Here is a 15845-nt window from a genome sequence, read left to right on the forward strand (position 1 = left end):
TACGCCGGGCAGGGATCTGCCCGGATTTTTTATGGGTTCCACGTGTGGATCCTTGCGCGATATCGAAGACTTCCTCTTCCCCTCACCCCCTCAAGGACTCCACAGAGTAATCTCTTCGTGGGAAAATCACGATAGGATAATGGCAGTATGGGAGAGTGAACCCCACGCATACGATTGATCATTACCCGAAAACTCCCTATTGTTACTACATGACTCGCTGGAAAGACTGGTGGACCCAGGCCGAGGCCGACCTGCGGCATGCGCAGCACTCCCTCGAAGCGGGCGACTACGAGTGGGCGTGCTTTGCGGCTCATCAGGCAGCCGAAAAGGCGCTGAAGGCGGTCTACGCCCACCGCCTTCAGCCGGTATGGGGCCATACTATCACGTATATGCTCCAGCACCTGAAAGAGGAGGGGGTAGAGATCCCTCCCCCTCTCATCGAGGCTGCATGCGTCCTCGACAAACACTACATCCCCACCCGGTACCCCAATGGTCTTCCGGAAGGGGCTCCCACCGAGTTCTACACACGAAAGGAGGCAGAGGATGCCCTCCGCTATTCAGAGGAGATCCTTCGGTTCGCTCGTCATCTACTCGGTTGATCGCACCCTCATCCACCGCGCGCTGGATGACTACGTGAAGAAGCTCCAGCAGCGGCCCGAGGTGGAGGCAGTGGTGCTGTTCGGCTCGTTCAACACCGATCGGTTCGGCGTGGGGAGCGATGTGGACATCCTCGTGGTGGTGAGGGACACCCCGGTGCCGTTCTTCGACCGTTCGGCACACTACCGACCGGAGGAGTTCCCTGTAGACATCGATGTGTTCGTTTACACCGTCGAAGAGGTTCGACGAGGACAGCCCCTCGCTCGCACGGCGCTCGAGGGGGGTACCGTCCTGTGGGCGCGGGAGGGGATGGACGTGAAGGCCCTCATCACGGGGTGAGTACCGCCGTACCGAGCGGCGGGTACAAGGCCGCATCGCCTGCCGCCGGGGCCGCCTTCCGGGAGGCCTTGATCCGTTTGGGTAAAAAGTTATATATTTCCCCCATCTTCATTACGACAAGGATCCGGATGGCACTCCTTTCGGTTCGTCACCTCTCCCTCACAAAAGAGGGAAAGACCATTCTCCATGATGTGTGCCTCGATATCGAACCAGGGTATGTGTACGCCGTGGTAGGGCCCAACGGTGCCGGCAAGAGCAGCCTGGCGGCGGTGATCATGGGACTCCACGGGTACCGGGAGATAGAAGGAGAGATCATCTTCGAGGGAGAACGAATCAACGACCTCTCCATCGACGAGCGTGCACGCCGGGGCATCACCCTGGCGTGGCAGGAGCCGGCCCGGTTCGACGGCCTCCCGGTTCGTGAGTACTTAAGGCTTTCGGCAAAGGGGCACAGTGACGAAGAGGCAGAGCAGGCCCTCATGCTGGTGGGGCTCGACCCTGCCCGGTACCTCACACGGAAGGTCGATCAGACGCTCTCGGGCGGCGAGCGCAAGCGGGTGGAACTGGCCGCCGTGGTGGCGATGCGGCCAAAGTTGGCCTTACTGGATGAGCCCGACTCGGGTGTGGATATCGATGCGGTGGAGCGGATCTTCGATGTCATCAGGTATCTCAAGGAACAGGGGACCACTGTGGTGCTGGTGACCCACAGTGCGCATGTGCTCACACATGCCGACCGGGCATTTCTCATGTGCAACGGAAAGCTTCTCAGGGAGGGTACGGTGGAAGAGATTCTCCCCTACTTTTCTTCGCGGTGTTACCCCTGCAATCATCCCAACAGTCCTGTTCCCGGTGAGGTAGGCAGCGCATGAGCACCAACGACGACAGGGCCCTGCTCGAGGCCCTTCTGACCTCCATTCGCGCACCTCACTATGCCCCCGATCAGGCCCACCTTGAAATCCACGGTGGTCGGGTGGTGGGCCAGGGCCTGGTGGAGGGGCTGGAGGTGGTGACTGCGCCCCTCCAGGTAGAAGGCGGAGAGGGGATCCGGGTACAGGTGCGTGTAAAGGAAGGGGTTGCCATAGAAAAGCCCGTGCATCTATGCTTCGGCATGACCGGAGAGCGGGGGGTACAGAAGATCGACATGGAGATAGAGGTGGAGAAGGGCTCCTCGGTGGCCTTTCAGGCCCACTGCACCTTTCCACAGGCAAAGGATATTCACCACCTCATGGATGCGCGCATCGTCATTGGCGAAGGGGCACGCTATCGGTATGTGGAGAAACACATTCACGGCCCTGAAGGCGGGGTGGTGGTGATCCCCAAAACAAAAGTAAAGGTAGAGAAAGGGGGGAGCTTCTTCAGCGAGTTCTATCTGGTGGAGGGGTGCGCCGGAAAGGTCGACCTGGACTACGAGGTGGAGGCAGAGGCAGAAAGCAGTGTCGATCTGCGCACCTATGTGTACGGCAAGCTCAGGGATACCATCAGGGTGCGAGAGGCTTCCTTCCTCAACGGAAAGGATGCGGTGGCAGTGCTTATGAGCCACATTGCGGTGAAAGACGAGGCAAAGGCAGAGGTGGTAAATGAGCTTACTGCCCGTGCACCCGGGGCGAGGGGGCACGTGGACTGCAAGGAGATCGTCCAGGACAGGGCCGTCGCCCGGGCCGTGCCGCTCATTCAGGTGGAGGACCCTGCGGCCCACATTACCCACGAGGCCGCGATAGGTTCGGTCGATTCAAAACAGCTCCAGACCCTCATGGCCCGAGGGCTCTCAGAGGAAGAGGCCACCGACGTGATCATCAGGGCACTGTTCACAGAGGAGTAGGAGAGCACCGGCTCGTTCCTGGGCACAAAAAAGACGCCGGGGAATCCCCGGCGTCCACAGGAGGGATACCGTTCGCGCCAGCTATTCACCGAAGACTTCGAGCTCGCCTATCTGACCTGCGGTGGCCTCGGTGTTGGCGGTGAACACCACCTTGAGATACCTACCCTGGCCTTCCACAGGTATGGTCACGGTGTTCTTGTTCTGGACCGGGTGGAAGGCGTACTCGGCCGATGGTGCGAGCACGCTGAAGTTCTCCCCGTCGTCGCTTATGAGAATCTCAAAGGTCTGCTTTCTCGGCTGCCAGATGCGTGCAGGATTGAGTTTGATGCGGATGGCCTTGATGGTGTGTACAGCACCCAGGTCCACCACCACCTCGTTGGGATACTTGTTCGGCCCGCCTTCCCAGTAGGTGAGTACATCGCCATCCACGGCCTTGTCGGCGGTGAACTGGTAGATGTGGTTGTTGGCCTTGATGGGTCTTCCGAGCGCGAGGTTCTTGTACCCTGCGTAGGGATCGGTCTCGGCTTCAGAAGGGCCTGCTGCGGCTGCAGGCTGGGCGCCTTCCTTCACGGCACCGCCGGTGACCGCACATCCTGCAAGCACCAAGGCAACGAGCAGGCCAAAGGCAAGAGGACGAGTCCATCCTTTCATACGATCCTCCCTAGAATGTGATCTCGGCATAGACATAGGCGGAACCCAGTCCGGGTCCTTCCTCTTCGTCAAGGAGGTTCCTCGACTCCCAGGTGAGCCCCAGAGTGGTGTTCCGGATGACGTTCTCCAGCTTCACGCCCACGTCGGACTTGAGGTTGTGATCCACCTCGCCACCGGGGGAGAGGGTGTCCCAGAAGAGCTTCACCCACGGCCTGAGCATACCCTCGGCGGAAACCGGCGTGAGGTAGTCGGTATAGAGGGAGATGAGGATCTTGCTGTCCGGATTGGTGAAGTCCATCCACTCGGCCACCAGCTCCATGCCCACGTCGTAGAGGATGCCCTCGTCGCCCGGATCCTCGAAGAGGGTCACGAGGAGGCTCTGCACCGGCTCGTCGGAGGAAGAGAGATCCTCCTGGTATAGCTTGTACGCAATACTCATACCGGGCTGCGTGACACCGGTGCGGTCTGCGAGGTAGTCGTAGGCCCAGCCCGACGTGCCCGGCCAATGGAAGGTGACTCCCACACCCACCTCATGGGACCAGAGGGGATCTCCCGTCTCAGGGATCTGGGCGGCGATGTCGTAGCCAAGGTACGGCTCCACCGAGAGCCCGCCGAAGCCGCTCGCCACCTCGATGGGTATGTCGTAGGAGACATTGGTGCCCATCACGATGGGATCGGGATCGGCATCGGTGCCGTACTGGTACTTGCCCACGATGCTCCCTATGGTCCTGAATCCGGGAAGTGCCGCCGGCGTGATCGCATAGTCGAAACCCGCGGCCAGGCCGTTACTGTTCTCCTCGGTGATCTGGGGGGCGGTCCAGGGGAACTCCGTGGCGAACTTGAGCATGCCCACGAACTCCTCGCCGGTGTACTGCACCCCTACCATGGAACCGCCGTAGGCTGCGGAGAGCTGATCCATGGGGCTGGTCTGATCCGAGAAGGTCCAGTAGTAGGTCTCACCCATGGTCGGCATGTTGGGGATGATGTCCCTGCGGTACTGCACCCGGGTGTCCATGTAGGCCCAGCTCGCGAGCACACGCTCGTTCGCGTACGCGAGGCTCCGGTTCCACGGCTTCCAGAACTCGTCGTCTCCGCCTGCCGCGAGCTGGAGGATCCACTCGTTCCAGGCGATCCCCGCCCGCATGTTCTCGAGATAGATTGGCGCGAAGTAGCCGGTCGCGGTGGAGGGATCGTTCCAGCCCCACCCTATGATCTCACCCGGATTGTTGTCGTCTGGATACTGTCCATTGGTGAATCTGATCTCCATGAGGTGAAGGGTCACCTCGACGAATCCCACAGGCTCGTCGCTCTTCACCAGATTGGTGAGGGGCTGCCAGGGCGAGAGCCGGTAGTAGAGGCCTATCCGGGGGAACTCGGTGAGGAGCCCGAACTTGTAAGGCTCGTCGAGATCCACGCCGAAGGAAGTACGGGTGGTGATAACGAGCTGGGCCGACTGCTCCATCTGCACTTCCTTGGCAGGAAGAATTGGGGCGAGTATCAGGAAGATACTCAAGAAGGTAATGGTAGAAACCAATCGCTTGCCCATGTGGTACCTCCAAAAGAAGTGGACGGGAACGAACACGTTCCCGTCCTGTTCAGTCACGCATTACTGCTCCTGGACGTCGTCGAAATCAAAGAGCACGAGATCCTCCAACACCCCATCCGCATCGTAGAGACGAATATTATCGATGTAGAAGGTGATGGGTGTATCCTCAGCTTCCCCCGCTTCGCTGTCACCCAGATTGAGAATCGGATTGATGTTGAGCTGTGTCACTACGGTGTCTGGATTGGAGAAGAAATCATAGATCGTCGCATCCACATTGCTTCCACTCGTCGCCCAACCGGGATCCGTGAAATCAGCAAAGGCGAACTGGACGGTCTGCCAGGTATCCGGAGTACCTCCGTAGTACACGTAGTTCTCATACTTCCAGTGTTGCTGCTCACCCACACTCGTATTGTCCCCTCTTACGATGACACAGAAGTTTTCTGAATAATCGATCTTGATATCGAACGCCACCCCGTCATACCCGCTGTAGTCATCGTCGGGAATGGGTGCGTAGAGCTCGGTCATGGCCCATGGATTGGAAGAGAATGTCACCTTCATGCACCCTATTCCACCCCCGTTTGGATTCACGTTCTCCACATCGGGTGCCACGGAGTAGTTCTCAGTTGGTTGATCTTCGTTTCCAGATCCGGGCTCGATACTCCACATGGACACCTGCTCTGAGGTGAGTGTGGTCGTGGTATCCTGCTTCTCCTCACTCCCTGCGGGGTTCGAACACGCTCCCAGGAGCAGGAGGCTCACTCCCACCACCAGGAGAAAGAATCGCTCATGTTTCATTGCTGCCCTCCTCAATCACGAGGTTGTGGTATGCCGTACCGGCAACGCCGGATCAAAGCCCAAGCTCTTGTGCGAGGCTCCTGGCCGTCTCCACCTGGCCTGCGAACACCGCGGAGACGAGATGGTCGATCCGTGGATCGGTGTTGCCCTGCTTCCTCAGTGTGAAGATCCCAAGTGGAATGCGAAGATCGGCTTTGGAGAAGGGGAAGCCCGCTTCCACCGATTTCCGCCACTCCTGGAGGTACTCCAGGTCGCGGTAGCCGTACTCCTCTGTGGGCTCTATCACCGTTCCTTCTCCGTAATCGTTCCATGTGGCAATCTGGATGATGTCCGGCACCGACTTCACGGCTGCGGTGAAGGTCACGTGGAAGGTGCCTCCCGCGAGATCGGCGAGATACCCGTAGCTCGGCCCCACACCCGCCTCGCGATAGATGTCATGGAATCTCGGGAAGGCGGTGGCAATGAGGTGCTCCTTCTGGTTGGTCTTGGCGTAGAAACCGTTGAGGTAGTCGACCACCTTGAGGATGCTCAGTTCTCCCCCACCCGAGAGGTACATGGGAGGCCAGGGATAGAGGGTATCGGCGGAGTTCTCCAGGTGTGCATCCAGGGTCACGAGATAGGGCCTGACGGCAAGGCCCGAGAATATCTCGTCCCACTCGGAGGCCGAGGTGAAGTACTGGGGTCCGAAGACCATCACCACCGGCCTTCCCTCTATCTTCACGTAGGAAGGACTCTGGAACCAGTTGGCCTCGAGCCAGGAGAAGACCTCCTTCCCATGGGCCACCGCCTCGGTGGACTTGAGGTAGTCTGTGTCGATCATGTGGCGGATGGTCTGATCCTCGTAACAGACCACAAACTTGAGCCCCGCCTCTTCGATCTTATGAAAAAGGGCCTGGGTGGCCTCGTGGATGAACCCGTAGTCGAGGGCGTCTTTGATGCCGTACCAGTCCACGATCACACCATCTATCCCCGCCATCTTCATGAGCAGGAGCTGGTACTCGATGAGATCCGGATCACGTGAGTCGTACGGCCCGGTGAGGGGATAGTAGTGCGAGGCGATCTCCCGCTTGCCGTCGGGACCAACGGTGTACGGATCAAAAAAGCCCATGTGCCAGTGCCAGCCGAAGTACTCGTTCTCGGGATGATCGGGATCAACCACAGCCTCGTACCAGGGCATGTAGTGCGCGAGCACGAGCGGCCGGGTCACGTTCCTGTTGGGAGGCGTCTCTATGCGTATCCTCCCGAGGGCCTCGTCAACGAGCTTCTCGTCTGCCTCGGGGCTGTAAACGGTCTTGCACCCGAGCAGCGAAACGAGGACAACGGTTCCAAGGAGAAGAAGAACAACGGGTAGGATCATCGAACGTACAATCCCCTTTCTGGATTCCATGGCATGCTCCCATACGACGGATTTATGTAAGGTGTAACGTTAAACTAGAAAGGTTTAACGTTACACTTGGTGTCACTATTGTAGACCCCCTCCGGCGAGCTGTCAAGTTTTTTCTCTTCCGAGCTCCCTTCGGATGCTCCCCCCGTGGGAAGGCACTCGGCGAGTGACCGCACGACCCAGTCGGCTTCTGCGAGTACCTCAGGATCGCCCACTCCTACTGCCTTCATCCCCCCCCGTCGTGCCGCCTCGATCCCAGCCACCGCATCCTCGAACACCACACACTCCCTTGGATCCACGTCCATGAGGCCGGCCCCCTTGAGGAAGACCTCCGGATCGGGTTTGGCCTTCTCCACCATGGTACCGTCCACCACCGCATCGAAGAGCCCCGTTATCCCGAGCCGGTCGAGGATGAGGGGCGCATTCTTGCTCGCAGAACCGAGGGCGATCTTCACCCCCCGCTCCCGCAACCACGTGAGAAACTCGCGGGCGCCGGGGAGAAGCGCATCGGGGGTGAGGGCGGAGATGTACTCCACGTACCAGTGGTTCTTTTTCTCCGCGAGCTGCTGCTTCTCCTCGGGACTCACGGAGATACCTCCCACCTCGAGGAGTATCTCGAGCGAGCGCATCCTGCTCACTCCCTTGAGCCGCTCGTTGTGTTCAGGAGTGAACTCGAAGCCGAGTTCCTCGGCCAGTCTCCTCCACGCGAGATAGTGGTACCGTGCGGTGTCCACGATAACCCCATCGAGATCGAAGATGGCTCCTTTGCACCACGGGAGGAGATCTCTCTCCGGTTCGAAACCTTCTATGCGCGACATGTCGTTCCCTCCGGTGTTACTCGATATGTCCGCGGCGTACCGCCTTCATACACGGTGAACTCAAGGGCCTTCCACGTAGAAGGAAGTCGGGGGGTGAGTATTCCATCGCCCTGGTACCCACCAAACCCCCGGACTGCGAGGATCCAGCTTCCCCCGCAGGCACCGAGGTGCGCCCCGCCTATGTAGATGAGCCCGGCGAACTGCTTCGAGGACCCTGTAATGTCGATGGTGGCACTCTTCATGAAGAAGGGATACGCCCGCTCCGGCATATCCAGATGACAGGCCACGAGGCCATAAGCGTAGTGGCTCAGACTCGACCCGTGTTCGGTGCGGGGCTCGTAGTATTCCCAATTGGCCCTCATCACCTCCCGGGAATACTCATGGGGAAAGAGGGCGAGGAGGAGGACCACGTCGGCCTGTTTGATGATCTGGGTGTGGGTGGCGACGCCGAGGTCACCGCCCCAGTATTCCCGGGGATCGAGGAGCCTGGATCTCACTTCCTTGAGCGGACAATCCTCGAGCTTGAAGTATCCCGAGAACTGCTCCATCACTCCTGTCTCGGGATCGGGATCAGGCACGTAAAGGCGGGCCGCCACGTCTTCCATCAGCATCGCCTCCCGTTCCCACCCGAGGCGCTCCTTCAGTTCGACCCACGCGTCGGGGTACGCCTCCCCAAGCCGGTCTTCCACCCATCGGGCGGTCTCCAGGGTGTACTTCACCATCCGGTTGGTGTAGGCATTGTTGTGCACCCGCTCGTGGTACTCGTCGGGACCCGTCACATCGAGAACCTCGTAACGTTCCCAATAGGGACTGTAATACAGGTACGAGAGGTAGAAGCGGGCACACTCCAGGATCACCTCGGCCCCGCCCTCGAGCAGCACCCGCTCATCGCCCGTACGTTCCACATAGTCGCGGAAGGCCTTCACTATGGCGGCGTTTACGTGTATCTGCTTGTCTCTGAAATAGGTACGAAGGGGACGACCTGTGAACACGTCCACCACGTTGAAGTGCGAACACGCATCGTCGCCTGTTTCCTGGCTCTCCCACGCATAGAAGGCGCCGACGTATCCGTATTCGCGGGCCTTCCGCCTCGCCCCCTCGAGGGTGTGTATGCGGTAGCCGAGGAGGTTGCGGGCGATCCCGGGCTGCGTCGCCAGGAAGAAGGGGAACATGAACATCTCCGTGTCCCAGAACACCGCCCCCTTGTAGGTCTGGCTCGAGAGTCCCCGGGCCGGGATGGAGAGCCTGTCGGTGTGCCGGGGAGCACAGCTCAAGAGCTGGTAGATACTGTACCTGAGGGCCTTCTGGGCCTCAGGGTCGCCCTCTATCTTCACGTCGGAGGTCTTCCACATTCGGTCCCACACCCTCTTATGGGCCTTGAGGAGGCCATCGTACCCCGTCTGCGCCGCCTTGCCCACCGCATCCAGAGCAAGGCGAAAGACGTCTTCCTCCGTCTCCATTCCGTGATAGATCACCGCGAACTTCCAGAAGGTGTATTCGCTCTGCGGGTCGGCATCGAAGGTGAAATCCCGGTAGATCCCCTCCCCGGTGGTGACGATCCGCTCCTCTGCCGGGAAATCCCGTCTGCAGATCTCGGCCACCACCACCGGAATATGGAGTTCCTGGGTGAGGGATGCGAGGTATATCGCATCCCCCTTCACTCCCCGGTCATAGATGTGGAGGTGCGGACCGTTCAGGTCCCACACGCGGCCGTCAATCCCGGTTCGAACGACTATCCTTCCCCCTGTGCTCACCTTCACCGTATAGGACATGGCGAGCAGGTGCACGTCGTCCATGCTCGCGAAACGCTCCACGTGCACGGTGACGGCCTGCCCTCCCGCCTTCCACGAGGTCTTCCTCCGGTGGAGTCCGTAGCGGAAGTCGAGCTTCTGGCAGTGGAAGGCCGGAGCTCGATCCACCACCGAATAGGACTCGTCGTCTACCGAAACGGCGGCGTAGAGCGGATTGGGCGCATTCACCGATTCCCGCCACTTCTCCCCCACCCGGTCGTACACCCCATTCAGGTTGCACGCCACGAACTGGTCGGCCGTGTACTCCTCCAGGGTTCCCCGGTAGCCCATGTAGCCGTTCGCCACGGCATAGGTGACACCGAGCTGGAGGATCCGCTCCCGGTCTGACGGCACCTCGTTGTGCTCAAGATACCAGCCCATGCGGCCTCCCCTTGTCAGGAAACGAGCGGACGAGCCCCTCCTCGGTGAGCACCGCCGGTTCTCCGTAGAGTTCGAGTTCCACGCGCTCTCCCTCGAGGAGCCGGAGCCTCACCCCCTCTTTCCCCACCTCTACGCCGATACGCGCATCCCGCCATCCGAACGAGAAAGAGTAGCTCTTCCAGGCAGACGGGAGCATGGGCGCGAGAGCAGGTCGGTCGCCATCGGTGCGGAGCCCTCCGAACCCGTAGACTATGTTGAGCCACGCAGCCGCCATACTGGTGAGGTGAAGTCCCTCGTGGGTATTCCTGTTGTAGTTGTCGAGATCGAGCCTGGTGGCAAAGCCGAAGAGTCGGTAGGCCTCTTCCTCCCGGCCGAGCTCGGCAGCGAGGATGGAGTGGATCGCCGGCGAGAGTGAGGACTCGTGTACCGTGCGCGGATCGTAGTAGTCGTAGTTGGCCCGCTTGCACTCGAGAGAGAACTCGCGGTTATAGAGGAAGAGGAACATGAGGACGTCCGGCTGCTTGATCATGTCGTACCGGTAGATGCGATCGTACGACCAGTGGCTGTAGAGCGGGAAGTCGGTGACCGGGATTTCATCGATATCGATGTGAGGAAGGTCGAAGAAACCTTCGTGTTGTTCAAAGACCCCCGTTTTCTCGTCATAGGGGATGATCATCTTCTCGGCGCACACGGCGAACTCTTTCCGCTCCTCATCGGAAAAGCCGAGTCGCTCCACAAGTTCACGGTAGCGGTCGGGCTGGTCCTCCGCCATCCGATCCAGGGCCCACAGAGTGAACTCAAACGTCTTCTTTGCCATGAAGTTGGTATAGCAGTTATTGTTCACCATCATGTGGAACTCGTCGGGGCCCATGACGCCATAGAACCCGAAGAGACCGCTCCGCTGGCTATAGTCGCCACGCGAGACGAGAAACCGGCTTATCTCCACGAGCATCTCCACCCCGTAGTCGTAGAGAAAGTCCAGATCGCCGGTGACCTTGAGGTAGTGCCATATCGCATAGGCTACCCCTGTACTGGGCTGAAGCTGGAGATTCGAGTGCTGCCAGAGCGTACAGGCCTCGTCACCGTTGAGGGTTGCCACGGGGTAACAGGCTCCTCTGCAGTCCACCTCCACCGCCCGTTTCCTCGCCTGAGGTAAGGTGCGATGCCGAAACTCGAGGAGATTCCGCGCCGCCTTCACGTTGGTGAGAAGATAGAAGGGAAGACAGTAGGTCTCGGTATCCCAGAAGGCGTGGCCGTTGTAGGCCTCGCCCGTGAGTCCCTTCGCCCCGACATTGTGGGAGGGATCCTGCCCCTGGTAGGTCTGTAGGAGGTGGAAGATGCAGAGACGTATCCCCTGCTGGGTGAGTGGATCCCCCTCTATCCTCACATCATACCGCTTCCACACCCGCTCCCAGTAAGCCGCCACCGCCTGCAGCGCCCCCTCGAACCCTTCCTCCCGCTGCAGCCCCAACCCCGTCATCCCTTGCCGCCATACCTCCCCGTCGTCCACTTCCGCCCTCTTCTCCACCAGGTTGTGGACATACCGCTTCACCCGCAGCACCCCACCTTCGCGTACCCGTCCCTCCACCACGAATCCCACCCTCATATCCTCCACCACCGGCGAAACCTCGCCCCCCTCCACCTCCACCACACTCCCTGTGAACACCCGCTGCTCCGTCCCCACCGTCCTCACGAGGAGCCCCACCACCCCATCCCCCCCACCGCTCCGCACCCCCTCCCAGTAGCACTTCTTTCTGCTGTAGTGCACCACCCGGCCGTTGTGCCCCACCCAGACCCTCACCGCCGCCTCGCCCCTCAGGCCACGCACCTCCACCAGGTGGTAGGCCCGCTGGGGCACCTCGCGGTGGAGGAACCGGACGAACCGCATCTCCACCACCCCGCCGGACTGCGTCTCCCAGACCAGCGACCGCTCGAGCAGCCCGCGGTCCAGGTGTAACACCCGACGGAAAGATGTAACGTTACACTTCGCGACATCGAACACCTCCCCATCCGCCTCCACGCGCACATCCAGCCAATCCGGACCATTCACCATGAAGTGCGTGGTGGTCACGATCCCCCTGTACCCCGTCTCCCCCTCCTGCTCTACCTCGTACACCCCGTTGAAGTAGCTCCCCCTCATCGACGCGCACGACGCCCCCTCCTCGAGATATCCCCGCACCCCCATGTACTCGTTCGCGAGCGAGAACAGCGACTCGCTCACCATACTCCGATCAGGATGGAACCCCTCCTCGATCACCTTCCAAGGATCCACCACCAGGTACCTGTCAGCAACCTTGGCCATACAACCTCCTCACTACGAGAACATCTACACATACCTCTATGGACAGACGCACCCCACTCATCGGACGAGATGCGCAGTTCTCCAAAGAGAAACTCATGCTAACCCTTTATACCGGAATGAGCCGCCATCTCGGTGATCTGCTTCTGGAACAGGACGAACAGCACCACCGGAGGAATCACCGCGAACACGATGGCCCTGAGGATATCCACCTCGGTGGTATAGCTCCCCCTGAACTGGAAGAGCCGCACCATGACCGTCTCGAGCCCCGAGTTGGTGAGCACAAGGTACGGTAGGAGGAAATCCGACCAGGCCGCGTTCACGGCATAGATCACCACCACCATCACGATCGGCCTGCTCAGCGGCAACACCACCTTCTGGAAGATCTGGAGCTCGTTGCACCCGTCCAGCCTCGAAGCCTCGATGAGTGACTGCGGGATGGTATCGAAAAAGTTCTTGAAGAGGATCACGTAGAACGCATTCGCCCCGAACGAGAACCAGATGGGAAAGAACGTACCGACCATCCCCAAGCGCACGATATTCATGAACAGCGGCACGATGCTCGTGGTAGGCGGTATGAGAAGACTCCAGAGGACGAGCGAGAAGACGAGCTTCGCCCCCCGCGGCCTCACCTTCGAGAGGGCATAGGCGAGCAGCCCGTTGAAGAACACCGCCGAGATCACACATCCCGTCACCGAGATGAGCGAGTTCCTGTAGTAGCGCACGAACTTGAGATCGTTCCACGTCTTCACGAACTTACCCAGATCGAACGAACGAGGCAGGAAGGTGGGCTCCCTCACGAACTCGCGGATGTCCTTGAAACTCGCAAAGAAGAGCCAGAGAATGGGTCCGAACGCCACCACCACGAAGAACACACACAACAGAGTAAGTCCTATGTACCCCAGAAGCACCACGGGCGAACGCAGGTCGTGGTCTCGGATGATGCCGTACTGTTTCCGGATGAACATACTAGGCCCCCTGGGTGTCCTGTTCCTTCACCAGCTTGAAATACAGCCACGTGAGGAACACGAGGATGAGAGAGATGATGACCGACACGGCCCCGGCTTTGGGATAGTCGTACTTCTCGAACGCATACCTGAAGACCAGGAGCATGAGGGACACCGATGCGTTGTTGGGCCCCCCGTTCGTCATCACGAGCGGTTCGTAGAGGATCTGGAAGACGAAGATGATCTGCAGAATGAGTAGTGTACGTGCGAGGTTGAAGATCTGAGGGATGGTGATGTGGCGAACCCTCGCCCATATCCCCGCCCCATCTATGATCGAAGCCTCGTAGAGCTCGGAAGGAATTCCCTGAAGCCCCGCGATGTAGATGAGTGTCGTCGCCCCTGCGCTCTTCCACGTGAGGGTCGCCACGATGAGAGGGATCGTCCACTGAGGGTTGCTGAGCCAGGGTTGGGCAGGATACCCGAGCTTACCCAGGAGGATATTGAGCGCACCCGTCTCGCCGGGCCTGAAAAGAAAGGCCCACAGCAGCACCGTGGCCATCCCCGGCACCACGTTGGGAAGGTACACCCCTATCTTGTAGAACGATCTGAGCGCAAACATCTCGTTGATGGACACAGCCATCACTATGGGTACCATGAATCCGATCACCAGCGACCAGAAGGTGTAGAGAAAGGTGTTACGCACCGCCGCCCAGAAGTCGGGATGCCGCACCACATCCACGTAGTTCTTGAACCCCACGAACTCCTGGAGACGTACCCCCTTCGCCGAATAGAGGGAGAGGCGAATACTCTCCAGAAGAGGCTCCCATACAAAGAACGCGAAGAGCAGCACCGTGGGAAACATGAGGAGCCACCCGGCCACATCCCTCGCAGAGGCCCTCCCCTTACCTATTCCTGAAATCCCTCGCTGTAGCATACCCATGAACACTCCTTGAGGTTGAGAGATCTGGGCAAGGGGCGTGCCGTAGACACGCCCCTTGAAACAGCATACTACTTGTTGTTCACCTGTGCATCGAGAAGCGACTGGAAGTTCTTCTGGGCCCTCGCGAGAAGGGCATCGATGTCCGCGTCCTTATCGGTGAGCACCGCCTGAAGCAACTTGGTGAGCTCGGCGTAGAGATCCTGGGCGAGCATGGGCTCCTCCGGCCTGAGAACACCGGGCTTCTTGATCACGTCGTAGTAGTCCTGGTAGAGGCGCATGTCCACGTTGCGGTACTCGGCGAGGATCTCATCCTGCACCTTGAGATACTCGGGATCGGTCCACGCGGGGAAGGTGGGGATCACGGGCACACCGTTGGCCTTGCGGTTGGCCGCATCGGCTTTGAGACCCTCGATCACATCATCGGTGAGCACGGGCGCCTTACCCATGATCTCGAGATACCCGAGTGCCGCGAGAACCTCATCCTTCGTGGCGTTCGCAGCGAACATGTACGGCGTACCACCCATGAGCGAATACTGACCTCCCGGACCGGCAGGCACCGGCACAAGCGCGAGATCTTCCACCGGAAGTCCATACGTCATGGTGGGCTGGTTCACGGCGTCCTGGGCAGCGAGATACATGGCCGCAGTCCCGGTACCGATCCCCCTGAACCCGGTACCCCAGTCCTCACTCGTGGGATCGGGAGTGAGCACATCGTATTTCCACTTGAGATCACGCACGAACTGGAGCGCGGCCTTCACCTCAGGAGTATCGATCTGGGCGATCCACTTGCCGTCCTTCTGGACCTCGAAGCGCGCACCGAAGCTCCACGCGATGTTCGTGAAGTGCCAGCCGCCCGCGTTGTCCTTGGCCAGGATCACCATACCGGCCTGACCGGTCTTCTCCTTGATGATCTTCGCGGTCTCGGCAAGCTCCTGCCACGTCTTCGGATACTTGGGAAGACCGTTCGCATCGACGAGTCCTGCCTCACGGAAGAGCGCCACGTTCAGCATGAGACCAAGGGCATAGGCATCACGCGGCACGCCGTACACCCGACCGTTCTCATCCGAGAGAAGCTGGCGGACCGAGGGGTTCATCTTGTCGACCCACCCGAGCTGAACGAGCTCATCGGTCACGTCCTTCACGAAACCGCCGGCGATGAGCTTCTGGGGCTCGGTGAACCAGGTCTCGAAGATCGTGGGAAGCTGACCCGACTCGGCGAGGGGCACGAAGGTATCCACGCTGTACTTGTAGTGCTGCGGCACCACCTTCACATTGGGATACTTCTGCTGGAACCGCTTCACGTACTCCTCATGGAGTTCGATGTCGCCGGTCATGGTCTCCTCGGGCCAGATGCCCAGCTTGAGGACCACCATCTCCTTCTGGGCCGACTGCTTCTCGCCCGCACCGCCGGCACTCAAGGTGCCTACGAGAAGGAGCAGCAGGGCCATCAGGGAAACAAAACGTTTCATCAAACCCTCCTCACAACGCACATGGTATTCCCGCCCAGAGGGCGAAACCTGCACCGCAGGTTTAACGTTA

Annotated in this window: 14 protein-coding genes; 4 read left to right on the forward strand and 10 right to left on the reverse strand. The window is 59.8% G+C overall.

Going from position 1 to position 15845, the window contains the following annotated elements; genetic code table 11:
• Nucleotides 1-209 precede the first annotated feature (209 nt).
• The 4 genes from SPITH_RS07960 (at nt 210) to SPITH_RS07975 (ending at nt 2755) form a co-directional block, all read left to right on the forward strand.
• Complete coding sequence (locus SPITH_RS07960; RefSeq protein ID WP_014625147.1) at nt 210-599, forward strand: HEPN domain-containing protein; 390 nt, start codon at nt 210-212, stop codon at nt 597-599.
• Entirely contained in the window at nt 544-936 is a 393-nt protein-coding gene (locus SPITH_RS07965) for a nucleotidyltransferase domain-containing protein (RefSeq protein ID WP_014625148.1), read from the forward strand. Before SPITH_RS07960 ends, SPITH_RS07965 begins: the two co-directional genes overlap by 56 nt.
• Before the next feature lie 128 nt (nt 937-1064).
• Nucleotides 1065-1805 (forward strand): ATP-binding cassette domain-containing protein, encoded by a 741-nt coding sequence (locus SPITH_RS07970; protein ID WP_014625149.1) that lies wholly within the window; start codon nt 1065-1067, stop codon nt 1803-1805.
• Entirely contained in the window at nt 1802-2755 is a 954-nt protein-coding gene (locus tag SPITH_RS07975; protein ID WP_014625150.1) for a SufB/SufD family protein, read from the forward strand. The genes SPITH_RS07970 and SPITH_RS07975 overlap by 4 nt, the downstream gene beginning before the upstream one ends.
• Nucleotides 2756-2836: 81 nt before the next feature.
• Here the strand turns inward: SPITH_RS07975 and SPITH_RS07980 are convergent, their stop codons facing one another.
• From SPITH_RS07980 to SPITH_RS08025, 10 genes are all read right to left on the reverse strand, one after another.
• A complete protein-coding gene (locus SPITH_RS07980; protein WP_014625151.1) occupies nt 2837-3406 on the reverse strand; it encodes a discoidin domain-containing protein in 570 nt (189 codons plus the stop codon).
• A 10-nt stretch (nt 3407-3416) separates the two neighbouring features.
• On the reverse strand, nt 3417-5009 hold the full coding sequence (locus SPITH_RS07985) for a hypothetical protein (protein ID WP_014625152.1): 1593 nt from the start codon (nt 5007-5009) through the stop codon (nt 3417-3419).
• A gap of 3 nt (nt 5010-5012) precedes the next feature.
• Nucleotides 5013-5747, reverse strand: a complete 735-nt coding sequence (locus tag SPITH_RS07990) for a CIA30 family protein (RefSeq protein WP_014625153.1) — start codon at nt 5745-5747, stop codon at nt 5013-5015.
• Between the two features lie 52 nt (nt 5748-5799).
• A complete protein-coding gene (locus SPITH_RS07995; RefSeq protein WP_014625154.1) occupies nt 5800-7134 on the reverse strand; it encodes a glycoside hydrolase family 99 protein in 1335 nt (444 codons plus the stop codon).
• Between the two features lie 44 nt (nt 7135-7178).
• Nucleotides 7179-7949, reverse strand: a complete 771-nt coding sequence (gene pgmB / locus SPITH_RS08000) for a beta-phosphoglucomutase (protein ID WP_014625155.1) — start codon at nt 7947-7949, stop codon at nt 7179-7181.
• Nucleotides 7937-10120 carry a glycoside hydrolase family 65 protein gene (locus tag SPITH_RS08005; protein WP_014625156.1) on the reverse strand — a complete coding sequence of 728 codons (2184 nt, stop codon included), beginning with the start codon at nt 10118-10120 and terminating at the stop codon, nt 7937-7939. Before SPITH_RS08005 ends, pgmB begins: the two co-directional genes overlap by 13 nt.
• Complete coding sequence (locus SPITH_RS08010) at nt 10104-12422, reverse strand: glycoside hydrolase family 65 protein (protein ID WP_014625157.1); 2319 nt, start codon at nt 12420-12422, stop codon at nt 10104-10106. Before SPITH_RS08010 ends, SPITH_RS08005 begins: the two co-directional genes overlap by 17 nt.
• A 98-nt stretch (nt 12423-12520) precedes the next feature.
• On the reverse strand, nt 12521-13387 hold the full coding sequence (locus tag SPITH_RS08015; RefSeq protein WP_014625158.1) for a carbohydrate ABC transporter permease: 867 nt from the start codon (nt 13385-13387) through the stop codon (nt 12521-12523).
• Between the two features lies 1 nt (nt 13388).
• Nucleotides 13389-14306: a carbohydrate ABC transporter permease gene (locus SPITH_RS08020; protein WP_014625159.1), complete on the reverse strand. Its 918-nt coding sequence runs from the start codon at nt 14304-14306 to the stop codon at nt 13389-13391.
• Nucleotides 14307-14374: 68 nt separating this feature from the next.
• A complete protein-coding gene (locus SPITH_RS08025; protein WP_014625160.1) occupies nt 14375-15775 on the reverse strand; it encodes an ABC transporter substrate-binding protein in 1401 nt (466 codons plus the stop codon).
• Nucleotides 15776-15845: the final 70 nt, after the last annotated feature.

This window comes from Spirochaeta thermophila DSM 6578 (assembly GCF_000184345.1).
Classification (GTDB): domain Bacteria; phylum Spirochaetota; class Spirochaetia; order Winmispirales; family Winmispiraceae; genus Winmispira; species Winmispira thermophila.